The sequence below is a fragment of the Nocardia sp. NPDC003482 genome (assembly GCF_053588115.1).
This window is the reverse complement of the sequence record NZ_JBSFPI010000026.1, coordinates 22,694-45,958: the sequence shown is the minus strand read 5'-3', so window position 1 is coordinate 45,958 and position 23,265 is coordinate 22,694. Positions and strand designations below refer to the sequence as shown.

Below are 23,265 nucleotides of genomic sequence, written 5' to 3'. Positions count from 1 at the left end.
CCTGCGCGTCCGCACGTCACGGCGGGCGCGGGACCTCCGTCACCCATCGGCCGCGCAGCGCGGGCAGCGCCGCGTCGACCTCGCGCGCCAGATCCGGCAGCGTGAGCAGGACCCGATCGGGTTGCGCCGCAACCAGTTCCGCCGGTCCGATGATCGGGATGTCGGTGCCGGGCATCCGGCGGCCGCGCTTGGCGGGGGAGGCGTCGGCCACCCCGGCCAGCAGCGACCGCCGCAGCCCGGCGCGGGCGAACAACGCCACCGCGCGCGAGGCCGCGCCGTAGGCGTGGACGCGGTGACCCGCCGCGGCCTCGCGCTCGAGCCAGCACCGCAGGTGCTCGGCCTGCCGGTCGGCCTCGGCCTGCAATCGCGACAGCACGGCCGGATCGGTGAGCCCGGTCTCGGCGTCGAGGACGCGGCGCACCCGCGCGTCGGGTGCGGCCCGCCACGGCACGAACGCCGCCAGGACCGTGCCGCCGTAGAGGTCGAACTCCCACGCCGTCGCCGGGCGCAGGCCCGCCCCCGCCAGCAGCCGGGCGAGCGCGGTCAGCGAGTAGTACGCGAAATGCCCGTGCCGCAGCGCGTTCCACTGACCCTGGGCGAGGATCGCGCCGAGCCGATGGAACTGGACCAACAGCACCCCGCCCGGGCGCAGCGCGTCCGCGCGTTCGGCGGCCGCGGCGCGCTGATCGGGGGCGTGCATGAGCCCGAAGCCGTCCACCACGACATCCGCCGTCGCGTCCGGACTCTCGACGCCGCCGTGCGCCGCGAGCAGCGGCAGCCAGGTGCCGCCGTGCGGACTGCCGAACTCGCGGACCGTGCGGTCGCGCAGGATGCCGGTGGCGGCGATCCGGGTGACCGCGTCGACGGCCTGCTCCCGCAGCGCCCGCGGCTCCACCCCGCGCGGTTCGTCGGTGACGGTGTCGTCCTCGGCCAGCTGCGCCAGCCCGCACCGCTCGCACAGCACCATGGCGAGCGGATAGAGCGGATCGTCTTCGGCCGTTCCGTCGCTCGGAAAGTGGTCGGCCGCAGGCATTTTCCCGAGGTCGAGCACCTCGGTGAGCCGATCGGACCCGCACGCGCGGCACCCGCGGCTCATGACACCATGTCCCCGTGCGCATCGAATCCGCCGAACTGGCCGACGTGCTGGTCCTGACCCCGCGGCCGCATCGCGACGCGCGCGGGCTGTTCACCCGCACCTTCGACGCGGTCGAGTTCGGCGCCCACCTCGGGCGACCCGGCGCGGCCGCCGCCTTCGTCCAGGACTCGCAGTCGCGCTCGGTGCGCGGCGTGGTCCGGGGACTGCACGGCCGGTCCGGGCGCGGCGAGGCCAAGCTCGTGCGGTGCGCGCACGGCGCGGTGCACGACGTGCTCGTCGACATCCGGCCGCAGTCGCCGACCTTCGGCCGCGCCCAGGCGTTCCTGTTGGACGACAACGACTTCCGGCATCTGTACGTGCCCCCCGGTTTCCTGCACGGTTTCCAGGCGCTCACCGACGTCGCCGACGTGTGCTACCGCATCGACCGCCCGCACGACCCGGCCGAGGACCTCGCCGTCGCCCACGACGACCCGGACCTGGGCATCGCCTGGCCGCTCCCGGTCACCGTGATGTCGGAGCGGGATCGGGCCGCCGGAAGCTGGGCCGAACTCCTCGCCTCGCCGCACCTCACGCCCCGATCGTGACGCGGCGCAGCGAATCGTCCAGCGCGCCCGCGGATTTGCGTTCGCGCAGCCGGGCCAGCCGGGTGAAGCGCTCGGCGAAGTCGGCGGCGGTGAGCCCCCGGGCGCGGTACTCCCGGGCCAGTTCCGCCGCGCCCGCCGCGACGCTCCAGCGCGCGGCGAACCCCAATTCGGTGCGGGCGCGGGCGAAGTCGACCCGGTACGAGCGCGGGTCCGCGCCGGTCTCGCCGGTGATCACCAGTTCCGAACCCGGGACCGCCTCCACCACGGCCGCCGCGATCTGCGCGACGGTCAGATTGTTCGACTCGTCGCCGATGTTGTAGGCGCGCGCGGAGATTCGCGCCGCGGGCGCGGTGAGACAGGCGGCGAAGGCGTCCGCGATATCGGCGGCGTGCACCAGCGGCCGCCACGGCGTGCCGTCCGACAGCACCCGCACCTGCCCGGTGAGCACCGCGTACCCGACCAGATTGTTGAGCACGATATCGGCGCGCGGCCGCGGCGAGAACCCGAACGCGGTCGCGTTGCGCAGGAACACCGGGCAGAAATCGGCGTCGGCGAGCGCGGCCACATCGTCCTCCACGCGCACCTTGCTCTCCGCATAGGGGGTCAGCGGCCGCAGCGGCGCGTCCTCGCCGACCAGCTCGGCCCCGGCCGCGCCGTACACCGAACACGTACTGGCATACAGGAATCGGCGCACCCCGGCCGCCTTGGCGAGGCGGGCCAGCCGCACCGAGGCGTGATAGTTGATGTCGTAGGTGATCCGCGGGGCCAGCGCGCCCAGCGGGTCGTTCGACAGCGCCGCCAGATGCACCACCGCGTCGAATCCAGCGAGCTGATCGGCGGTCACCTCCCGCAGATCCACGCCGAGCCCCGGCGGATCGGGCGGGGCCTCGCCCAGCACGCAGTCGGCGAACCAGCCGACGTCCAGGCCGGTCACCTCGTGCCCGGCCGCGGCCAGCACCGGGGCCATGACCGTGCCGAGATAACCCTGATGTCCGGTGAGCAGTACCCGCATTTCACACACCTCCGAAGACGACGGCGGCCTTGTCGACCACGAACGCCTCGGCGTACCGGGCGCGGCACTGCACCCCGCGCAGTCGGGCCAGGCCGAGGAAGGACTCGCCGTCGAACCAGTCCCTGTCCTGTTGCGAGGGATAATGTTTCGACAGCAGCTCCGCCTTGCGCACCGCGACGGGTTCGGGCAGCGGATGGAACAGCGTGGGCCGCGGCGTATCGGTCTCCCATTTGAGGATCTCGTAGCCGAGCACCAGATGGTCGCGGAATTCGGTGGGCGCGAGCTCGGCCAGCAACCGGTGGTCCTGATGGGCGTCGCCGGGCTGGGGCGCGAACACCAGATCCGGCGCGCAGCCGCGGGCGAACGCGGCCACCGCGGCCTTCACCTCGGCCCAGTGCGCGGGCGTGCGCCCGTCCGGGAACGAGGCCACGGTCAGGTCGAGATCGCTTGCGGGACAGAACGCTTCGAGCGCGGCCCGTTCCTCGTCCGCGCGGTCGGTGCCGCCGCCGCACAACACCAGCGCGCGCACCCGCAGCCCCGGCGTCGCCTCGGCGAGGACGAGCAGGGTGCCGCCCGCGCCGATCGCCAGATCGTCGCAGTGCGCGCCCAGCAGCGCGATCTCGCGGACCTCGCCACGCAGGGTCAGCACGGCGCCCCGTCGCGCTCCCACACCATCCACGGCCGCCGCCCGGAGTGGTAGGCGGCGTCGAGTTCGGCGCGTTCCTTGAAGGTGTCGGCGGGTTTCCAGAAGCCCAGGTGCTGATAGCCGATCAGCCGTCCCTGGGCGGCGAGCGCGCCGCACACGTCCTCGACCAGATCCCCGCCCGGCGGCAGCAGTTCGAAGATCTCCTGGCCGAGCACGAAATAGCCGCCGTTCTCCCAGATCGGCAGCCGCGACACCGGGGTGATGCGCTCCACGCCGCCCGCGGAGTTCACGTCCACGCAGTGGAACGACGACTGCGGCGGGACGATCATCATGGAGGCGGCCGCGTCGGCGGCCACGCATTTGTCGATCATCTCGTCCAGCGGCGCGTCGGTGAGCACGTCGGCGTAGTTGGCGAGGAAGTACCGTTCCCCGGCCAGATGCTCGCGCACCCGCCGAAGTCGTTCGCCGATGGCCGATTCCAGTCCGGTGTCGACGAAGGTGATCGTCCAGTCGCTGATGTCGGAGGCCAGCAGTTCGACCTTGCCGTCGCGGATGACGAAATCGTTGGACACCGACTCCTGATAGGTCAGGAAGAAGTTCTTGATGTGGTTGGCGCCGTAGCCCAGGCACAGCACGAAATCCTTGTGGCCGTAGTGCGCGTAGTAGCGCATCACGTGCCAGATCAGCGGGCGCGGGCCCACCAGCTGCATCGGCTTGGGCACCGGATCCTCGGCCCCGCCGCGCATGCGCATGCCGTAGCCGCCGCAGAACAGAACGACCTTCACGAGTGACTCCCTGCTGTGCGCGCCCGATGCAGTGTGGGCAGCGGATAGATCAGCTCCCCGCCCCAGTCGCCGACGTGGCGCAGCTGGGCGGTGATCTCGGCCTCGAGATTCCACGGCAGCACCACCACCACGTCCGGCCGGTCCGCGTCGAGGCGTTCGGGCGGATGGATCGGGATGCGGGTGCCGGGGGTGTAGCGGCCGTGCTTGTACGGATTGCGATCGACGGTGTAGGACAACAGATCCGGGCGGATACCGCAGTAGTTGAGCAGGGTGTTGCCCTTGCCGGGCGCACCGTAGCCGACCGCGCGGCGGCCGTCGGCGCGACAGTCCAGCAGGAAGCGCAGCAGCTCGGCGCGGACCCGTTCGGCGCGCGGCCGCAGCTCGGAATAGCCCGCGACATCGTGTAATCCGGCCGCGGCCTCGGCCCGCAGGAGTTCGGCCACGCTCGGGCGCACCCGCGCGACCGGATCCGGGCGCGCCCACAGCCGCAGCGAACCGCCGTGCGTGGGCAGCGTTTCCGCGTCGACGACGGTCAGCCCCGCCGTGGCGAGGGCGCGCTGGGCCGACAGCACGGTGTAGTACTGGAAGTGTTCGTGGTAGACGGTGTCGAACTGGCCCAGCCGCACCAGATTCAGCGCGTGATGCACCTCGATGGTGACCCAGCCGTCGTCGGCGACCAGATCGCGCAGCGCGCGGGTGAAGCCGAGCAGATCCGGGACGTGCGCGTAGACGTTGTTGGCCACCACCAGATTCGCCGGTCCGTGCTCGGCGCGGATCTCCCGGGCCAGGTCCTCGGTGAGGAACGCGGTCCGGGTGGGCACGCCCCGGTCCCGGGCGGCCGCGCCCACGTTCACCGAGGGTTCGACGCCCAGGCAGCGGATGCCCGCGGCGGCCACGTGCTGGAGCAGATACCCGTCGTTGCTGGCGACCTCGATCACGAAAGAGTCTGCGCCCAGGCCGAGTTCGGCGATCGCGCGGCCGACGAAGGTGCGCGCGTGCCGCACCCAGCTGTCGGAGTAGGAGGAGAAGTAGGCGTACTCGGTGAACGTCTCCTCCGGCGTGATGAGCGGAGGCAGTTGCAGCAGCAGGCATTTCGCGCACAGCCGCAGATGCAGCGGGAAGGTCGCCTCGGGGAGGTCGAGTTCGGCCGCGGTCAGGAACTTCTCACAGGGCGGGGTGGCCCCGAGGTCGAGCACGCTCACCAGATCATCGGAATCGCACAGGCGGCACCGCACGAGGAATTCCCCACCTTTCGCCGAGCCGGGATCGTCGGCGGAACCGCCGAACGAAAGAGTGCGTCGACGTCGACCTCGCTTACGTTACAACACCTTTCGGCAGGGTCACGGTGAGACCACGAGGACTTTCCCGCGAGTTCCGGTCGGTTTTCGCCCCCGAAATCCCCAGTGTTCCAACAGCTATCGGGCAAACGCTTCGGAACAGAAAGGTTGTTTCTGTATACAACGGCCGATGGCCCGGGGAACCAGCAACGAACCCCTTCCGGGGGTGAATGGGGGAAGTTATCGAAAACCGGTTGGTTTGTTTTTGGCTACCGCCGAGATACGCTGGGGCCGAGGCAGATTCGTCGCACGCCGGGCGCTTGTGAGCCGTAACATTCGGAACCTGGGCGGCGAAACATCGTCGTCCCGTCGGTTGTCATGGCCCGATGCCCTTGGGGGACCGGTCAGCGGGGATCGGAACGGAGCCGAGTTCTCCCATGGGGGAGGTGCGTTCAATCATGAGTTTCGAACTCCGCGCGGGTACGCCCACGCGCCCGGCGATCCCGCCGCGCTCCGAGCGCGAGCGGTGGCAGATCGAGTACGCCCGGCGATTGTGGCTGGGCGACCTCGCCGTCGTCGGGCTGGCGGTGGCCGCCGCGCAGGTGATCCGCTTCGGCGGACCCGCGGACCCACCGCTGGCGGTGTCGCTACCGGTGGAGGTGCGCTACACCGTCGTCTCGGTGTTGCTCGGCGCGGCGTGGGCGGTGTTCCTCGCCGTCTCGGGCAGTCGTTCACCGCGCGTGATCGGTTCCGGCACAGAGGAATACCGCCGGGTGGTGGCGGCGACGCTGCGACTGTTCGGCGCGATCGCCATCGGTTCGCTGCTGTTCCGCTTCGATATCGCGCGCGGCTATCTGGCGATCGCGCTGCCGCTCGGCGTGCTCGGGCTGATGGTGCAGCGGCGGGTGTGGCGCGGCTGGGTGACCCGGCGGCGCAAGGCGGGCGGCTACCGCACCCGGGTGCTGGTGGTCGGCGGGCGGAGCTCGGCGGGGGCCATGGTCACCGCCTTCTCCCGCGATCCGGGATCGGGCCATCAGGTCGTCGGCGTGTGTACGCCCGATGACTCGGAATCCGTTCTGGCCGTGGGGGATCGGGAGGTGCCGGTGGTCGGTGACGACCGGTCGGTGGCGGCGGCGGTGCGGCTCACCGGGGCCGACACCGTCGCGATCACCGCCACCGAACATCTGGGCCCGGCCGATCTGCGGCATCTGGCGTGGGAACTCGACCCGCTCGGGGTGGAACTGGTGGTGGCGCCCGGACTGGTCGACATCGCGGGGGCGCGGCTCACCCACCGCTTCGTCGCGGATATGCCGATGCTGCACGTGGGCAGGCCGCAGTACGGGCGGGCCAGCTCGATCGGCAAGTCCGCCTTCGACTTCTGCTTCGCCGCGGCGGCGGTGTTCGCGATCGCCCCGGTGTTGCTGGCCATCGCGGTCGCGGTGAAGGCCACCAGCGCCGGGCCGGTGTTCTACCGCTCCGAGCGGATCGGCCGCGACGGCCGGCCGTTCCGGATGATCAAGTTCCGCAGCATGTACGCCGACGCCGACCGGCACATCAGCGCGCTCATCGACGCCAACGGCGGCAACCCGCTGTTCTTCAAGCTGCGCGACGATCCGCGCATCACCCCGGTGGGCCGGATCATCCGCAAGTTCTCCCTCGACGAGCTGCCGCAGTTCTTCAATGTGCTGCGCGGGGAGATGAGCGTGGTCGGTCCGCGCCCGCAGGTGCGCCGCGAGGTCGAGTCCTACGACGGGGTCATGCGCCGCCGGTTGCTGGTCAAGCCCGGCCTCACCGGGTTGTGGCAGGTGAGCGGGCGCTCGGACCTGTCGCTCGAGGATTCGATGCGGCTGGACCTGTCCTATGTGGAGAACTGGTCGATGGTGATGGACCTGCTGCTCATCGCGAAGACGATCGGCGCGGTGACCCGCGGCGACGGGGCGTACTGAGGTCTTGTGAACATTATTTACTAATAGGTGTTCACAAAAGCTCTGTGATGTGGTTCACTCCAGTGGAACGTGTTCCAAAGGAGGTTCCGTGTCCGCTCCGTCCATCTCGCACGACTTCGACTTCACCGATCCCGACCTGCTGGCCCGCCGGTTGCCCATCGAGGAGTGGGCGGAGCTGCGCCGCGCCGCCCCGGTCTGGTGGGTCGACCAGCCCGACGGGGTCAGCGGTTTCGACGACGGTGGTTACTGGGTGGTGTCCAAACTCGAGGACATCAAGGAGATCTCGAAGAACTCCGAGCTCTACTCCACCCACGAGAACACCGCGGTGATCCGCTTCAACGGCGACATCGCCCGCGAGGAGATCGACATCCAGCGGGCCATGCTGGTGAACACCGACCCGCCCGCGCACGACAAGCTGCGCCGCATCATCTCCCGCGGTTTCACCCCGCGCGCGGTGGAGAGCCTGCGCGCGGCGCTGACCGAGCGCGCCGCGCGAATCGTCCACGAGGCCAAGGCGACCGGCGGCGGCGACTTCGTCAAGCAGGTCGCCTGCGAGCTGCCGTTGCAGGCCATCGCCGAACTGCTGGGCGTGCCGCAGGAGGACCGCAACAAGCTGTTCGACTGGTCCAATCAGATGATGGGCTACGACGATCCGGACTTCGACGGCAACCATCGGGTCGCCACCGCCGAGGTCATGGGCTACTCCTGGAACCTGGCCGAGGAACGCCGCAAGTGCCCGGCCGACGACATCGTCAGCAAGCTCGTCACCGCCGACATCGACGGCGAGGCACTGGGTTCCGACGAATTCGCCTGGTTCGTGATCTTGCTCGCGGTCGCGGGCAACGAGACGACCCGCAACGCCACCACGCACGGCATGAAGGCGTTCGTGGACTTCCCCGAGCAGTGGGAGCTGTACAAGGCCGAGCGCCCGCGCACCGCGCCCGACGAGATCGTGCGCTGGGCCACCCCGGTGATCGCCTTCCAGCGCACGGCGTTGGCCGATCACGAACTCGGCGGGCAGCAGATCAAGAAAGGCCAGCGCGTCGGCCTGTTCTACGCCTCGGCCAATTTCGACGAGGAGCACTTCGACAAGCCCTTCGACTTCGACGTGCTGCGCAACCCCAACCCGCACGTCGGCTTCGGCGGCACCGGCACGCACTACTGCGTGGGCGCGAATCTGGCTCGGCTGCAACTGGATCTGATCTTCAACGCCATCGCCGACGTCATGCCGAACCTGCGCCAGATCTCCGAGCCCACCCGCCTGCGCTCGGGCTGGCTCAACGGCATCAAGAACTGGCAGGTCGCTTACGAGTGAGCTGCCCGCGAGCGCACCGCGAACCGGCAGGTCCCCTGCGAGTGAGCCACTCGTGACCGCATCACGAACCGGCAGGTCACCTGAGAGTGAGTTGTCCAGGGCCGCTAGGCTCGGACGGGTGAGCGAGCCGGCGCGGAGGGGCCGGGTGCCCGCGGTCAGCGACGCGGACATCCGGCGAGTGGCGAGAACCCTTCTGGTGCACCAGGGTCCGGAGGCGGTGACCCTGCGCGCGATCGCGCGCGAACTCGGGATCACCGCCCCCGCCCTGTACCGGTACTACGCCTCCCGGGAGGAGCTCGTCGCCGCGCTGCGCCTGGACATCTGCGCGGATCTGGCCGAGGAACTGGCGAGTCAGGTGGCCGAGCTGCCCGACGACGGCATCGTGCAATTGTTCGCCATCTGCAAGGGTTTTCGGCGCTGGGCGCTGGACCACGCGCACGAGTTCACCCTCGTGTTCGCCTCCCCGGCGGGCGCGGGCACCAGCGCCATGCGGCAGTTCGACGAACCGTTCGGGCGGATCTTCCTCGCCGCGGCCGGGCGGCTGCTGGCCGCCTACGACATCGTCACGCCCTCGGCCGACGTCATCCCGGAGGCGTTGCGGGAGGACCTGATCGGATTCCAGGGCGCGCTGCTCGGCATCACCGAGCGCAAGTTCCCCGCCGAGAAACTCGACCTCGGGGTCACCTACCTGATGATCCAGTTCTGGGCACGGCTCTACGGGCACGTGACCCTCGAGGTGTTCGGCAACTACCCGATGCCGGTCAGCGATCCCGACGCGCTGTTCGACGCGACACTGGCCGATCTCGCCCGGACCATCGGCCTGACCCCCGGACCGGCCTAGCGATTCGACGCGATCACCGGTCGCCGAATCCCGCGGAACCGCTTGAGGATTCGCGGCTGCCGCAGGAAACGCGCGATCCACTCGCCGAGCGTCACCCCGGCCGCCAGCGCGCAGCCGACCGCGAACGAGGCCAGCAGCTGACTCAACCCCATCAGCAACTGATCGTTGAGCAGCGCCGACAGGCCGCGATACACCTTCAGACCCGGCAACAGCGGGGTGATCCCGGCCATCGCCACGACCAGCGGGGGAGTGAGCGAGCGACGGGCCATCAGACCACCCGCGAGACCGACGACCGTCGCGGCGAACCCCGAGGACACCACCGGACCGAAACCGGCCGCCTCGGCCAGCACGTAACACACCGTCGCGGCCGCACCGCTCAACCCCGCCGCGGCCAGCGCGCGGCGCTCGGCGTAGCAGGCCAGCGCGAAGGCCAGGGCCGCGATCGCACCGGCCAGCACTTGCATCCCCAGATTCGAGATGCCGGTGGAGGAGTACATATCGATCGTCGGCGACACCGCGTGCGCCATCTCCGCCACCCGCAACGCCAGCGCGACCCCGGCGATGATGCCGCCGGTCATCATCATCACCTCGAGCATGCGCGCGGCCGCGGTGATCGGCGCCCCGGTGATCGCGTCCTCGACCGAGCCGACCAGCTGTAAACCACTGAGCAGCACCGTGATTCCCGCCGCGACGATGAGCGAGGGATTGGCCTCGATGCGTCCGGCGAAGGTGGCCAGCAGGATCGCGGGCGCGGTCGCGATCGCCCCGCCCGCCATGGCCTGGAAGAAGAACGGCAGCCCGAGCCGGTTGAAGACCCGGTTGGTGCGGTCGATGAGCGCGGTGGCGACGAAACTGACCGACGCGACCAGCGTCCCGCCCCCGAGCAGCACCGCGATGGCCGCGGCCATGAGCGACCAGCCGAGGGTCGCCACCCAGCGGCTGTACGGATGCGGCGCACAGCAGATCCGATCGAGATAGGCGTGCGCCTCCTCGGGCGGGACGACCTCGCGGCGGATGCGCCGGGTCAGCCGGTCCACCGCGGCGAGCCGGGTGAAGTCCAGCGAACGATAGTTGACCACCCGCATGGTGCTCGCGGGCGGCAGCGACGGGCCGCGGTCGGCGGAGATGCGGATCGCGTTGTAGGTCACATCGATATCGATCTGCGACAACCCGTAGGTGGAGGCGATGAACTCGACCTGGGTGGTGGTGTCCATCACCGACGTGCCCGAGGCGAGCACCACGTCGCCGACGCGTTCGGCCAGGTCCAGCACCTGGGTCACGCGGGCGTCGTCGGTGAGATCGATGGGCTGCAACGGCGTCGGCGCCGGGACGACGGCGTCGACGGTCGCCTGCCGCTCGGCCACCAACCGGCCCACGACACGACCTGCCCAATGCCGCAGCCGGGTCTGCGGATCCGGTGGCGGCAGCACCTGGATCGGCTGGGTCATCACCTCATCGCTCATACTTCGCCAAGTTAGCGACGTGTTACACAATCGTCAGCTCCGCGTACCGACACGTGAGGCCGATCACGGGTGTCACCGGTTCGCTCGTGGTTATCTTCGGATTATGGCGACCGGAGGCAAGACCCCAGCGGAACATCTACGAGCGGCACTCGACGGCCCCTGGGGCGAGGTGCGCGAGCAGGCCCGGCGGCAGCTCGACGACGATCGACTGTTCGGCGATCCCTACCTCGACTACAAGGCCGCGCGGGCGCGGGTGCTCGACCAGATGCGGCTGGTCTCCGAATTCGGTCTCGCCGAGAAGGGTTTCCGGCTCGAGAACGGCGGCACCGGCGAACCGGGCGCGGCGGTCACCGGCCTGGAGATGCTGGCCTACACCGATCTGTCGCTGTGGGTGAAGTGCGGCGTGCAGTGGGGGCTGTTCGGCGGGGCCGTGGAGAACCTGGGCACCGAGCGGCACCGGGACGTGGTCAAGCGGCTGCTGTCGCTGGACCTGCTGGGCTGCTTCGCCATGACCGAATCCGGGCACGGCAGCGACGTCGCCAATCTGGAGACCACCGCGACCTACGATCCCGCGACGCGAGAGTTCGTGGTGCACAGCCCGACCGCGTCGGCGCGCAAGGACTATATCGGCGGCGCGGCCGAGCACGCCCGGATGGCGGCGGTGTTCGCGCAGCTGATCACCGGCGGCCAGAGTCAGGGCGTGCACTGCTTCCTGGTGCCCATCCGCGACGAGGCGGGTAACGACCTGCCCGGCGTCACCACCTCCGATTGCGGTCTCAAGGGCGGGCTGCCCGGGGTCGACAACGGCCGAATCATGTTCGACCACGTGCGAATTCCGCGCGAGAACCTGCTCAACCGGTACGCCGACGTCGAACCTGACGGCACCTACCGCTCCGATATCGAGAACCCGAGCCGCCGCTTCTTCACCACGCTCGGCACGCTGGTGCGCGGGCGGATCAGCGTGGGCGGCGCGGCCGCCGCGGCGGCCCGGGTGGCGTTGAGCATCGCGCTGCGCTACGCGGAGAAGCGCCGGCAGTTCAGCGATCCGGAGACCGGCGAGGAGATCGTGCTGCTGGACTACCGCAGCCATCAGCGCCGGTTGCTGCCGCTGGTGGCGCGCTCGTTCGCGCTGGCCTTCGCGCAGAATGATCTCGTGCGGCGCATGCACGCCATCCAGACCGGGCAGGATCTCGACCCCACCGCGCAGCGCGCGCTGGAGAAGCGGGCGGCCGGACTCAAGGGCGCGCAGACCCGCCACGCCACGGTGACCATCCAGGAGTGCCGCGAAGCCTGCGGCGGCGCGGGCTATCTCACCGAGAACCGGCTGGTGACGCTGAAGGCCGACACCGACGTGTTCACCACCTTCGAGGGCGACAACCTGGTGCTCACCCAGCTCGTCGCCAAGGAACTGCTCACCGCCTACGCCGACGAGGTCCGCGATCTGGACGCCATGGGCTGGGTGCGCTTCGCCGCCACCATGGCCCGCGACGTGGTGCGCGAGAGTTCCGGTGTGCGCCAACTGATCCAGCGGTTGCGCGACCGCTCCGACGAGGGCATCGACGACGGCGATCTGGCGCGGCGCTCGGTGCAGTTGCAGCTGTTCGCCGATCGCGAGGACTATCTCGTCCGCACCGCCGCGCACCGGCTGCGGGCCCGCGCGCAGGACACCAACCCGTTCGAGGCGTTCAACAACGCGCAGGACCACATCCTGCTGGCAGGCGAGGCGCACATCGAGCGGTTGATCCTGGAGGCGTTCATCGAGGGCATCGCGGGCATCGACGATCCGGAGGCGCGCGAGCTGGCCGAGACGGTGTGCGATCTGTTCGTGTACGCGAGCATCGAGCAGAACCAGGCGTGGTACATCATGCACCGCTTCATGTCGGTCGACCGCGCCAAGACGGTTCGGCGCGGGGTGAACGAGCTGGTGGACCGGCTGCGCCCGCACGCTCCGACCCTGGTCGAGGCGCTCGGCGTGCCCGAATCCCTGTTGCACGCGGCCATGCTCGACGACCCGAGCTCCCATCAGGGCGAATAGGTGCGGTGGCTCGTCGCGGTGGCGGCCGGTGCGCTGACCACCGCGCTGCTGCCGTTGGGTTTTCCCGCGAACGGCGGACCCACCGACCTCGATCGGGCCGTGGGTGCGGAGGTCGACCGCACGGTCGGCCCAAGCGTGCTCGACGCGCTGGTCGTGCCGAGCAACGGCTATGTCGTGCTGCCGTTGCTGGCGCTGGCCGCGCTGTGGTGCGCGCTGCGGCGACGGTGGTGGGCGGTGGCCTTTCTGCTGGTGGTGCCGGAGCTGGTGGTCGCGGTCAACACCTGGCTGCTGAAACCTTTGTGGCACCGGCACTTACACGACTACCTGGCGTATCCGAGCGGGCACACGGTCCAATTCGTCGCGGTCGCAACGGCTTTCGTGTTGGTGCTGGAGCGTGCGCGGGCGCGGATCGTTGCGGCCGCGGTGGCGGTGGTGGTGCTCGCCGGGGTGGCCGTGGGCATGGTGGGGCTGGGCTACCACTACCCGACCGACGTGCTGGGCGGCGCGGGCGCGGCGATCGCGCTGGTGACCGCGAGTTACGGTGCGGCCGTGGCGATCAGGGCGCGTAGGTCAGCAGCACCGACACCACGAACCAGATCGCCCACGCCGCCGCGACCAGCATCCCCAGGGCCATCGTGACGCGCAGGAACGTGCGGCCCATATCGATCTTCTCGTGCTCGCGCGGGTACAGCTGCCACGGGCTGTACCAGGGCGCGGAGAAGGCCAGCCCGCTCGTTCCGCCCGCGGCGGCCATGGCCTGCTGCTGTTCGTGATACGCCTCGGCCTGCGCCTGCTGCGGGCCGCCGTACCACAGCGTGATGTCGACCGTGCCGCCGAAGCCCTCGCCGACCAGATCCTGCGGGGACGGCAGATACGGCAGGATGGCCAGGCCGCGGAACGCCAGCGCCACGTCGTTGACCGTCCACTGGGCGCGGCCCTGCGAGGCGAGGTTGTTGAGGTAGGCGGCGAACCGGTTGCGGTCGTCGCCGACGATCACCTCGAAACTCGGATCGTTCCACAGTTGGCGCACCCGCAGATTCGCGCCGCTCGGCGGGACGACCAGCACCACGCCGTGCACCACCCGCTGGCCGAGGCCGCGCTCGGCCAGCCAGCTCTGCAACGCGAAGGTGTGCTCGCGCGACTGGTCCAGCGGCGTGCCGCGATCGGTGCCCTCGAGCGTCACCACCTGACTGCCCACCCGCCACGGACCGTTCAGCGGCACCTCGAGTTCGCCGCTGACGTTCTCCACCAGCGTCTCGGTCTCGATGATCACGCAACTGGTCGGCGTCCAGATGATCGCGTCGAACCGGTGCAGGCGTTCGGCGTAGAACAGGCTGACGTTCACCGTGGCCACGCCGTGCGGATCGCCGGGCCCCTTCCAGGTGCGCAGCCAGTCGATCAGCACCCGCTCGGCTCGGGTGCCGGTGGGATTCTGCACTCGCACCAGCATTGCGGCCCGCCCTTCCCGTCGACACTCGGTACCGAAAGCATATGTGGCCGGGCGGGTTCCGGTGGGATCCCGCGTCCGCCGGGTATGTCAGACGGTCGGCACGCGGGGGTCGGCGGGGCTGATCGGCAGGCGCAGGGCGCCGAAGGCCGTGTCGGGCACGGTCGGCCGCGCGGGCGCGACGGGCCGGATGCGGCGGTAGGGGCGGCCCAGTTCCGGACGCGGATCGGGCTGACCCTTGTTGGGCCAGAAGGCCATCGCGCGTTCGGCCTGCGCGGTGATGGTCAGCGACGGGTTCACCCCGAGGTTCGCGGTGACCGCCGAACCGTCGGCCACGTGCAGGCCGGGATGGCCGAATACGCGCTGATACGGATCCACCACACCGCTCTCCGGGCCCTCGCCGATCACGCAGCCGCCGATGTAGTGCGCGGTGGCCGGGATGTTCACCACGTCGAGGAACAGCCCGTGCACATCGCCGTCGACCTTCTCGCCGAAGCGGCGAGCGATGTCGTGCGCCAACGGAATCCACGTCGGGTTCGGCTCCCCGGTGCCCTGCCGCGTCTTCAGCTGTCCCCAGCGCCGGAACGAGGTCAGCGAGTTGTCCAGCGACTGCATCACCAGCAGGATCACCGACTTCTCCGACGCCCGGCGGGCATTGAGGCTGCGCAGGAACACCAGCGGCCGGGTGAACATCGCCAGCAGGAACCGCAGGAACCGGAACGCCCCGCCGTCGACCATCGGCACCGACATCGGGAACAGCGCGTTCTGCCCCTTGCCGTAATGGCACACCTCGATGTGGGTGTCGGGCTCGGGATGGATCGACGAGGTGATCGCGATGCCCTCGGCGAAATCGGCGCGGGTGCCGCTGACCACGTTGAGGATCGCCTCGGAGTTCGAGCGGGTCAGCTCGCCCAGCCGCGGCGACAGATTCGGCAGCACCCGCTCGTCGCGCATCTTGTGCAGCAGCTTCTGGGTGCCCAGCGCGGCGGCCGCGAACACCACCTGTTCGGCGGTGAAGGTCTTGCGCTGCTTGCGAATCCAGCGATCCGAGCGCACGGTCTCGATGGCGTACCCGCCCTTGAGCATCGGCCGCACCTTGGTCGCGGTGGTCAGCTCGAAGACCGTGGCCCCGGCCTGCTCGGCGAGGTAGAGGTAGTTCGTGGGGGTGGTGTTCTTGGCGTTGTGCGGGCAGCCGGTGAAGCAACGCGCGCAATGGATGCAGCCGCTGCGGCGGGGGCCCGCCCCGCCGAAGTACGGATCGTCCACCTCCTCGCCCGGAGCGGCCTCGTTGAAGAACACGCCCACATTGGTCGGGTGGTAGGTGTCGCCCACCCCGAGGTCGTCGGCGATCGAGCGGATCACCTCGTCGGCCGGGGTGACCCGCGGATTCGGCGCGACGCCGAGCATGCGCTTGGCCTGGTCGTAGTAGGGCGCGAGCTCGGCGCGCCAATCGGTGATGTGGGCCCACTGCCGATCGTCGTAGAACGCGGGCAGCGGTTCGTAGAGGGTGTTGCCGTAGATCAGCGAACCGCCGCCGACCCCGGCCGCGGAGAACACCGCGCACTTGCCGAGCACGCTGATCCGCTGCGGACCGGTCAGGCCCAGTCGCGGGGCCCAAAGGGATTTGCGCACATTCCAATTCGTCTTCGGGATGGCCTCGGCCGGCCAGCGGCGGCCGGATTCCAGCACGGCCACCCGGTAGCCCTTCTCGGTCAGCCGCAGGGCGCTCACGCTCCCGCCGAACCCGGAGCCGATCACCACCACGTCGTAGTCGAAGTCGGGCATGGACTTCCTCTCCCTCGATTGCCGACTCACCTTAACCTGTCGCCGCAACCCCTCCGGCGTGCCCGAATGGCGGCCCCCGCGCGATTCGGGTATGCAACAGGCTGTGACCACCGAACCCGCCGGAGATCCGGGCGACCGCGTCCTCACCGTGCCCAACGCGCTGAGTGTGCTGCGGTTGATCGGGGTTCCGGTGCTGCTGTGGCTGTTGCTGATCGAGCACGCCAACGGGTGGGCCTTCGCCCTGCTGATCGTCAGCGGGCTCACCGACTTCCTGGACGGCAAGCTGGCCCGGCTGCTGGACCAGTCCTCGCGGCTGGGCGCGCTGCTGGACCCGTTCGTGGACCGGCTGTATCTGGTGGCGACCGTGCTCGGGCTGCTCGTGCGCGGCATCCTGCCGTGGCCGTTCGTGGTGATCCTGCTCGCCCGCGACGCGATCCTCACGCTCACGCTGGCGATCTACCGCCGCCGCGACCTCCCGCCGCCGGAGGTGATCTATCTCGGCAAGGCGGCCACGTTCGCGCTGATGTCCGCGTTGCCGTGGCTGCTGGCGGGCGAAATGGATTGGGGCGCGGCCGGATTCGGCCGGGCCTTCGGCTGGGCGCTGCTGCTGTGGGGCACGGCGGCCTACGTCTGGACCGGGCTGTTGTACGTCGGCAAGGCGGTGGCGGTGGCCCGGGCGATACCGGCCGTCGGACCCCCGAGCGGGGAGCCGATAAAGTGATCACGACGCGGCCGAGAAACGAGCCCTCGAAAGGATTGCACCTGTGACCTCAGTTCCCGAGGATCTGCGCTACACCGAGGAGCACGAATGGGTGCTCCGGGTGGACGCGACCCGCGTGCGCGTGGGCATCACCGACTACGCTCAGTCACAGCTCGGTGACGTCGTGTTCGTGCAGCTGCCCGAGGTCGATACCGACGTCGAAGCGGGCCAGAGCATCGCGGAGGTGGAGTCCACCAAGAGCGTCTCCGACATCTACGCGCCGCTGCACGCGAAAGTCGTTGCGGTGAACGACATTCTGGACGCCGAGCCGGAGACGCTGAACACCGACCCCTACGGGGACGGCTGGTTGTTCGAATTGCAGGTCGGCGAGGCCGCGAAACTCGACGCGGCGCTGGACGAACTCCTCGATGCCGCAGGTTATCAAGGAGTTATCGGGGGCTGAAGCGGCCTTCACAGTTCTACCTGCACGGGATCGCCCTGGCAGGGTACGGTCAATGCCAACAGAAGTGCCGGCGACCGGTGCCGGAATCTCCAAGGGCGCGACAGCCGGTCGCGCCGGGTGCGGACGGATTCCGGGCCGCGATGCTTGTACGGATAATCGGTTCGAGGAGGAGAGCAAGGGTGAGCGAGAACAAAGACCCGGGTTACGGGGAGAGCGCGGCCGAGACGACATCGGTGTTCCGCGCTGACTTCCTCAACGAGGTCGACGCGTCGCGCTCCGGGGAACAGACCGGCGAACAGCCGGTGCAAGGGGTCGAGGGCCTGCCTCCGGGTGCCGCCCTGCTGGTGGTCAAGCGCGGTCCGAACGCGGGCTCGCGGTTCCTGCTCGATCAGCGGACCACCTCCGCGGGACGCCACCCCGACAGCGACATCTTTCTCGACGATGTCACGGTCTCGCGTCGGCACGCGGAGTTCCGCAACGAGAACGACACCTTCCAGGTCGTCGACGTGGGCAGCCTCAACGGCACCTACGTCAACCGCGAGCCGGTGGACTCCTCGGAGTTGCAGAACGGCGACGAGGTGCAGATCGGCAAGTTCCGGCTGGTGTTCCTGACCGGCCCGCGCGCCGCCCAGAACGACGCGGCGGGCGTCTGACGGGCCGGATGCGATGACAGGCGCAGCGCAGTGGACCCGCGGAGGAATGTCGATCGGCTCCGTGCTGGACCTGCTGCGTCCGGATTTTCCGGACATCACCATCTCCAAGATCCGCTTCCTCGAATCGGAGGGGCTGATCAGCCCGGAGCGCACGCCCTCGGGCTATCGGCGGTTCTCGGTGGCCGACGTCGAGCGGTTGAAATTCGTGCTGACCGCTCAGCGCGACCAGTACCTGCCGCTGAAGGTGATCAAGGAACAACTCGAGGCGATCGACAGCGGCGCCGCGACGCTCGGGGTGCGCGAGGCGCGCGCCCGGGCCGACGGCGCCGACGCGGACGGATCGGGGCGTGCGCCCGATTCCGCGTCCGCGGCCGGCCCGCCCCCGCCCCGGAGGCTCGGCGTGGTTCCCGGTGAGGTCTCGCCGGAGGAGCTGCGCTTCGATCACGAGATCCGCGTCACGCGAACGGATCTGCTCGAGCAGGCCGGTATCGACGAGAAGTTCCTCGCCGAACTCATCCGGGCCAATCTGATCACCCCGGGCGCCGCGGGCTTCTTCGACACCGAGGCGGTCACGCTGGCCCGCACGGCCCGCGCGATGAGCGAATTCGGTTTGGAGGCAAGGCATCTGCGCGCGTTCAAGCTCGCCGCCGATCGCGAGGCCGCGATGATCGCGCAGATCGCCGCGCCCATCGCCAAGGGCCGCGACGCCGACGCCCGCGCCCGCGCGGAGGAGACCATCCGCGAGCTGGCCGCCCTGTCGCTGACGCTGCATACCAGTCTGGTGAAGACCTCGGTGCGCGGCGCACTCGGCGGCTGAATTCATCGCCTAGACTCGGTGATACGGCCGTCGAGCGCCAGCGAGGTGGAGTCATGAGTGAGATGCGAGTGATCGGCATCCGTGTAGAGCAGCCGCAGAATCAGCCTGTGCTGCTGCTCCGCGAGGTGGCCGGGGATCGGTACCTACCGATCTGGATCGGGCAGGCGGAGGCGACCGCGATCGTCCTCGAGCAGGAGGGCGTCACGCCGATCCGGCCGCTCACCCACGATCTGATCAAGATCATGATCCACGAGCTCGGCCACACCCTCAAGGAGATCCGGATCGTCGACCTGCAGGAAGGCACCTTCTACGCCGATCTGGTCTTCGACAACGACGTGCGCATCTCCGCGCGGCCCTCGGATTCGGTTGCCATCGCCTTGCGGGTGGGTTGCCCGATCTACGCCGAGGAGCCGGTGCTCGAGGAGGCCGGGCTGGTGATGCCCGACGAGCGCGAGGACGAGGTGGAGAAGTTCAAGGAGTTCCTCGAGTCGGTGTCGCCGGACGATTTCAAGGCCACCGATAGTTAACGGTCATTCCGGGGCAATCCGGGCCCCGACGGCGGAGTATCAACCTCAGCTAGAGGTCGAAAAACACGCCCCTCGCGGTGACTGGCTCGAGGCGGATCGAGCCGGGACAATCGAGGGAGTAACCTCGATAGTTAGGCCGTGGTTCCACTTCGGCGAAGCAGTGAGGGGAGTTGTTCGTGGGAGATCAACCGCAGCAGACGGGGTCCGACGCGGCGGATACGCGGCCCGCCGCGGTGCAGCCCGGCCTGTTCCCCGACGACACCGTCCCCGACGAACTCGTCGGCTACCGCGTGCCCAGCGCCTGCCAGGTCGCCGGGATCACCTACCGGCAACTCGACTACTGGGCCCGCACGGGTCTGGTCGTGCCGTCCATCCGCAGCGCCTCGGGATCGGGCAGCCAGCGACTGTACTCCTTCAAGGACATCCTGGTCCTCAAGATCGTCAAGCGGCTGCTCGACGCGGGCATCTCGCTGCAGAACATCCGCATCGCCGTCGATCATCTGCGCAGCCGCGGGGTCGAGGATCTGGCCGGGATCACGCTGTTCTCCGACGGGGCGACCGTCTACGAGTGCACCTCGCCGGAAGAGGTCGTCGATTTACTGCAGGGCGGGCAGGGCGTGTTCGGCATCGCGGTCAGCGGCGCCATGCGCGAGCTGACGGGCGCGATCGCCAACTTCCCGGCCGAGCGCGCCGAGAACCACGCGAGCAGCGACCGCCCCGAGGACGAGCTGGCCTACCGCCGCAAGGCGCGCATGAGCAAAACCGGCTAGGGGTCGGTAACACCGGCGCAATCCGGGACCGCCTAGACTTGGCGGTGCGTCGCGGCCGTGCGGGAGAGTTCCGGGTTGCGACCCGGGCGCCGAAGGAGCAGCACCTCCCCGTCAATCTCTCAGGCACCAGGGACCGCACGGACTTTCGACGCCTCTGGAAAGAGGTGGCCGCATTCGGTTGCGGGCCATCCGCCCATGGGGAAAAGGAGCCCGAGCCCGGGACCTGAATCTCTCAGGCGCCACGACAGAGGGGGAGGGCCCGCCCGCACCCCTGGGAGCTGCCGTGACCCGTTCCTTCGCCGATCGCCATATCGGACCCGATGCCGCCGCCGTCGAGGTGCTGCTCGCCGCGCTCGGCATCGATTCGCTCGACGACCTCGCGGTCCGCGCGGTGCCCGCGAGCATCCGCGACGACCCGGCGGCGCACGGCCTGTGCGCGCTGCCCGCCCCGCGCACCGAGCACGAGGTGCTCGATGAGCTTGCGGCACTGGCGAATTCGAACACCGTGGCGACCTCGATGATCGGGCTCGGCTACTACGACACGCTGACCCCGCCCGTGCTGCTGCGCGGCATCCTGGAGAACCCGGCGTGGTACACGGCCTACACGCCGTATCAGCCCGAGATCAGCCAGGGGCGGCTCGAGGCGCTGCTGAACTTCCAGACCATGGTGTCGGATCTGACCGGTATGGAGGTCGCCAACGCGTCCATGCTCGACGAGGCGACCGCCGCCGCGGAGGCCATGACCCTGCTGCGCCGGGCGAACCGGTCGAGCAAGTCGGCGCGGCTGGTGATCGACGCCGACCTGTTCCCGCAGACCCGCACGATCCTCACCACCCGGGCCGAACCGCTGGGCATCGAGATCGTCGAAGCCGATCTGGCCTCCGGCGGGCTGCCCGACGGGGAGTTCTTCGGCGTGCTGATCCAGACCCCCGGCGCGTCCGGCCGGATCGTGGACTGGACGAATGTCATTGCGGCGGCGCACGATCGGGGCGCGCTCGTGGCCGCGGGCGCGGATCTGCTGGCCATGACGCTGGTGACGCCGCCCGGCGAGCAGGGCGCGGACGTGTGTTTCGGCACCACCCAGCGGTTCGGGGTGCCGATGGGCTTCGGCGGCCCGCACGCCGGATATCTCGCCGTGCGGACCGCGCACGCCCGGCAGTTGCCGGGGCGGCTGGTCGGGGTGTCGGTGGACGCCGACGGCGATCCCGCCTACCGGCTCGCGTTGCAGACCCGCGAGCAGCACATCCGCCGGGAGAAGGCGACCTCGAACATCTGCACCGCGCAGGTGCTGCTGGCGATCGTGGCCGCCATGTACGCGAGTTATCACGGCGGCGACGGGCTGCGCGCGATCGCGCGGCGGGTGCACGGGCACGCCGAACGGCTCGCGGCCGGACTCGGGGAAGCCGTTGTGCACGAACGGTTCTTCGACACGGTGCTGGTGCGGGTGCCCGGCGGGGCGGAGGCCGTGGTGGCCAAGGCGAAGGGGCGGGGGGTGAATCTGCGGCCGGTCGACGCCGATCATGTGTCGGTGGCGTGCGACGAGGCGACCACCGAGGCGCATGTGGCGATCGTGCTCGAAAGTTTCGGCGCGGAGGGCGTTTCCGAGTCGGCGCTGCCCTCGATCGAGACGCGCACCTCGGAGTTCCTGACCCATCCGGCGTTCACCCGGTATCACACCGAGACCGCCATGCTGCGCTACCTGCGACAGCTGTCGGACAAGGATATCGCCTTGGACCGCAGCATGATTCCGCTCGGCTCGTGCACCATGAAGCTCAACGCGACCGCGGAGATGGAGCCGATCACCTGGCCCGGCTTCGCCCGCCTGCATCCCTACGCGCCCGTCGAGGACGTGCCCGGCATGGTGCGCGTGATCGAGGATCTGGAGAAGTGGCTGGCCGCCATCACCGGCTACGACCGGGTCAGCTTGCAGCCCAACGCCGGGAGCCAGGGCGAGTACGCGGGCCTGCTCGCGATCCGCCGCTACCACCTCGACCGCAGCGACACCCACCGCGACACCTGCCTCATCCCGTCCAGCGCGCACGGCACCAACGCCGCCTCGGCCGCCATGGCCGGGCTGCGGGTGGAGGTGGTGAAGTGCCGCGACAACGGTGACGTCGATCTGGACGACCTGCGCGCCAAGATCGCCGATCACGCCGACCGCCTGGCCTGCATCATGATCACCTATCCGTCCACGCACGGCGTCTTCGAACACGAGGTGGCCGAGCTGTGCGCGCTGGTGCACGACGCGGGCGGCCAGGTGTACGTGGACGGCGCGAACCTGAACGCCCTTGTGGGCCTTGCCCGTCCGGGCCGCTTCGGCGGCGACGTGTCGCATCTGAACCTGCACAAGACGTTCTGCATCCCGCACGGCGGCGGCGGTCCCGGCGTCGGCCCGGTCGCGGTCCGCGACCACCTCGCCGCCTATCTCCCCGGTGACCCGCTGGAGTCGGGTTCGCACGCCGTCTCCGCCGCGCGCTACGGCTCCGCGTCGATCCTCCCGATCACCTGGGCCTACATCCGCATGATGGGCGCCGACGGCCTGCGCCGAGCCACCCTCACCGCCATCGCGTCGGCGAACTACATCGCACGCCGCCTGGATCCGCACTTCCCGGTCCTCTACACCGGCGAGAACGCCATGGTCGCCCACGAGTGCATCCTCGACCTGCGCGAGATCACCAAACGCACCGGCGTCACCGTCGACGACGTCGCGAAACGCCTGGCCGACTACGGCTTCCACGCCCCCACCATGAGCTTCCCGGTCGCGGGCACCCTCATGGTCGAACCGACCGAGAGCGAGAACCTGGAAGAACTCGACGCCTTCATCGCCGCCATGATCGCCATCAAGGCGGAGATCGATCGAGTAGCCGCGGGCGAATGGCCCGTCGACAACAGTCCCCTCCGCAACGCCCCCCACACGGCGGCCAGCCTGGTCGGCGACTGGAACCACCCCTACTCCCGCGAAACCGCCGTCTACCCACAGGGTTTGGGCGCGCCGCGCCCGAAGGTCTGGCCCGCTGTCCGCCGCATCGACGGGGCGTACGGCGACCGGAACCTGGTGTGCTCGTGCCCGCCGTTGTCGGCGTACGCCGATTCGGAGTGAACG

General features: G+C 69.7%; 21 protein-coding genes and 1 riboswitch. Of the genes, 13 read left to right on the top strand and 8 right to left on the bottom strand.

What is annotated here, in order from left to right; all coding sequences use genetic code 11:
• Positions 1-16: 16 nt before the first annotated feature.
• The gene (locus ACWDSJ_RS31730; RefSeq protein ID WP_450036287.1) at positions 17-1,096 is read right to left on the bottom strand and encodes a class I SAM-dependent methyltransferase; all 1,080 of its coding nucleotides are present in this window, start codon (positions 1,094-1,096) and stop codon (positions 17-19) included.
• Between the two features lie 14 nt (positions 1,097-1,110).
• Here ACWDSJ_RS31730 and rfbC point away from each other — a divergent pair, with 14 nt between their 5' ends.
• A complete protein-coding gene (rfbC, locus tag ACWDSJ_RS31725; protein ID WP_450036286.1) occupies positions 1,111-1,680 on the top strand; it encodes a dTDP-4-dehydrorhamnose 3,5-epimerase in 570 nt (189 codons plus the stop codon).
• On the opposite strand, the gene ACWDSJ_RS31720 is transcribed toward rfbC, so the two are convergent.
• From ACWDSJ_RS31720 to ACWDSJ_RS31705, 4 genes are read right to left on the bottom strand one after another with little or no spacing between them, the layout of a single operon-like run.
• Positions 1,664-2,692 carry an NAD-dependent epimerase/dehydratase family protein gene (locus tag ACWDSJ_RS31720; protein WP_450036284.1) on the bottom strand — a complete coding sequence of 343 codons (1,029 nt, stop codon included), beginning with the start codon at positions 2,690-2,692 and terminating at the stop codon, positions 1,664-1,666. The genes rfbC and ACWDSJ_RS31720 overlap by 17 nt on opposite strands.
• 1 nt (position 2,693) lies before the next feature.
• Entirely contained in the window at positions 2,694-3,371 is a 678-nt protein-coding gene (locus ACWDSJ_RS31715) for a PIG-L deacetylase family protein (protein ID WP_387360912.1), read from the bottom strand.
• Positions 3,335-4,123, bottom strand: a complete 789-nt coding sequence (locus ACWDSJ_RS31710; RefSeq protein ID WP_450036282.1) for a glucose-1-phosphate cytidylyltransferase — start codon at positions 4,121-4,123, stop codon at positions 3,335-3,337. Before ACWDSJ_RS31710 ends, ACWDSJ_RS31715 begins: the two co-directional genes overlap by 37 nt.
• Positions 4,120-5,358 (bottom strand): methyltransferase domain-containing protein, encoded by a 1,239-nt coding sequence (locus ACWDSJ_RS31705; protein ID WP_450036280.1) that lies wholly within the window; start codon positions 5,356-5,358, stop codon positions 4,120-4,122. Before ACWDSJ_RS31705 ends, ACWDSJ_RS31710 begins: the two co-directional genes overlap by 4 nt.
• A gap of 500 nt (positions 5,359-5,858) precedes the next feature.
• Here ACWDSJ_RS31705 and ACWDSJ_RS31700 point away from each other — a divergent pair, with 500 nt between their 5' ends.
• The 3 genes from ACWDSJ_RS31700 (at position 5,859) to ACWDSJ_RS31690 (ending at position 9,502) form a co-directional block, all read left to right on the top strand.
• Positions 5,859-7,346, top strand: coding sequence for a sugar transferase (locus ACWDSJ_RS31700; protein ID WP_450036278.1), 1,488 nt, complete (start codon positions 5,859-5,861; stop codon positions 7,344-7,346).
• Positions 7,347-7,434: 88 nt separating this feature from the next.
• Positions 7,435-8,661, top strand: coding sequence for a cytochrome P450 (locus tag ACWDSJ_RS31695; protein WP_450036276.1), 1,227 nt, complete (start codon positions 7,435-7,437; stop codon positions 8,659-8,661).
• Between the two features lie 118 nt (positions 8,662-8,779).
• Positions 8,780-9,502, top strand: a complete 723-nt coding sequence (locus ACWDSJ_RS31690) for a TetR/AcrR family transcriptional regulator (RefSeq protein WP_387360922.1) — start codon at positions 8,780-8,782, stop codon at positions 9,500-9,502.
• On the opposite strand, the gene ACWDSJ_RS31685 is transcribed toward ACWDSJ_RS31690, so the two are convergent.
• Positions 9,499-10,965, bottom strand: a complete 1,467-nt coding sequence (locus tag ACWDSJ_RS31685; protein ID WP_450036274.1) for a threonine/serine ThrE exporter family protein — start codon at positions 10,963-10,965, stop codon at positions 9,499-9,501. The two genes, ACWDSJ_RS31690 and ACWDSJ_RS31685, sit on opposite strands and share 4 nt — an antisense overlap.
• A 103-nt stretch (positions 10,966-11,068) precedes the next feature.
• On the opposite strand from ACWDSJ_RS31685, the gene ACWDSJ_RS31680 reads away from it, so the two are divergent.
• Together ACWDSJ_RS31680 and ACWDSJ_RS31675 are read left to right on the top strand one after the other, a co-directional pair.
• Positions 11,069-13,000, top strand: a complete 1,932-nt coding sequence (locus ACWDSJ_RS31680; RefSeq protein ID WP_450036273.1) for an acyl-CoA dehydrogenase family protein — start codon at positions 11,069-11,071, stop codon at positions 12,998-13,000.
• Positions 13,001-13,639 carry a phosphatase PAP2 family protein gene (locus tag ACWDSJ_RS31675; RefSeq protein ID WP_450036271.1) on the top strand — a complete coding sequence of 213 codons (639 nt, stop codon included), beginning with the start codon at positions 13,001-13,003 and terminating at the stop codon, positions 13,637-13,639.
• On the opposite strand, the gene ACWDSJ_RS31670 is transcribed toward ACWDSJ_RS31675, so the two are convergent.
• Together ACWDSJ_RS31670 and ACWDSJ_RS31665 are read right to left on the bottom strand one after the other, a co-directional pair.
• A complete protein-coding gene (locus ACWDSJ_RS31670; RefSeq protein WP_450036269.1) occupies positions 13,557-14,438 on the bottom strand; it encodes a nuclease-related domain-containing protein in 882 nt (293 codons plus the stop codon). The genes ACWDSJ_RS31675 and ACWDSJ_RS31670 overlap by 83 nt on opposite strands.
• A 99-nt stretch (positions 14,439-14,537) precedes the next feature.
• Positions 14,538-16,232 carry a GMC oxidoreductase gene (locus tag ACWDSJ_RS31665; RefSeq protein ID WP_450036267.1) on the bottom strand — a complete coding sequence of 565 codons (1,695 nt, stop codon included), beginning with the start codon at positions 16,230-16,232 and terminating at the stop codon, positions 14,538-14,540.
• A gap of 91 nt (positions 16,233-16,323) precedes the next feature.
• On the opposite strand from ACWDSJ_RS31665, the gene ACWDSJ_RS31660 reads away from it, so the two are divergent.
• From ACWDSJ_RS31660 to gcvP, 7 genes are all read left to right on the top strand, one after another.
• Positions 16,324-16,953, top strand: a complete 630-nt coding sequence (locus tag ACWDSJ_RS31660) for a CDP-alcohol phosphatidyltransferase family protein (protein ID WP_450036266.1) — start codon at positions 16,324-16,326, stop codon at positions 16,951-16,953.
• Positions 16,954-16,996: 43 nt separating this feature from the next.
• Positions 16,997-17,395, top strand: a complete 399-nt coding sequence (gcvH, locus tag ACWDSJ_RS31655; protein ID WP_450036265.1) for a glycine cleavage system protein GcvH — start codon at positions 16,997-16,999, stop codon at positions 17,393-17,395.
• Positions 17,396-17,574: 179 nt separating this feature from the next.
• Positions 17,575-18,048 carry a glycogen accumulation regulator GarA gene (gene garA, locus ACWDSJ_RS31650; RefSeq protein WP_387360938.1) on the top strand — a complete coding sequence of 158 codons (474 nt, stop codon included), beginning with the start codon at positions 17,575-17,577 and terminating at the stop codon, positions 18,046-18,048.
• 46 nt (positions 18,049-18,094) lie between these two features.
• Complete coding sequence (gene ftsR / locus ACWDSJ_RS31645; RefSeq protein ID WP_450036263.1) at positions 18,095-18,865, top strand: transcriptional regulator FtsR; 771 nt, start codon at positions 18,095-18,097, stop codon at positions 18,863-18,865.
• A gap of 53 nt (positions 18,866-18,918) precedes the next feature.
• The gene (locus ACWDSJ_RS31640; protein WP_387360942.1) at positions 18,919-19,392 is read left to right on the top strand and encodes a bifunctional nuclease family protein; all 474 of its coding nucleotides are present in this window, start codon (positions 18,919-18,921) and stop codon (positions 19,390-19,392) included.
• A gap of 176 nt (positions 19,393-19,568) precedes the next feature.
• Entirely contained in the window at positions 19,569-20,162 is a 594-nt protein-coding gene (locus ACWDSJ_RS31635; protein ID WP_387360944.1) for a MerR family transcriptional regulator, read from the top strand.
• 50 nt (positions 20,163-20,212) lie between these two features.
• Positions 20,213-20,308, top strand: a riboswitch (glycine riboswitch).
• Positions 20,309-20,445: 137 nt separating this feature from the next.
• Entirely contained in the window at positions 20,446-23,262 is a 2,817-nt protein-coding gene (gene gcvP / locus ACWDSJ_RS31630; protein ID WP_450036262.1) for an aminomethyl-transferring glycine dehydrogenase, read from the top strand.
• Positions 23,263-23,265 lie beyond the last annotated feature (3 nt).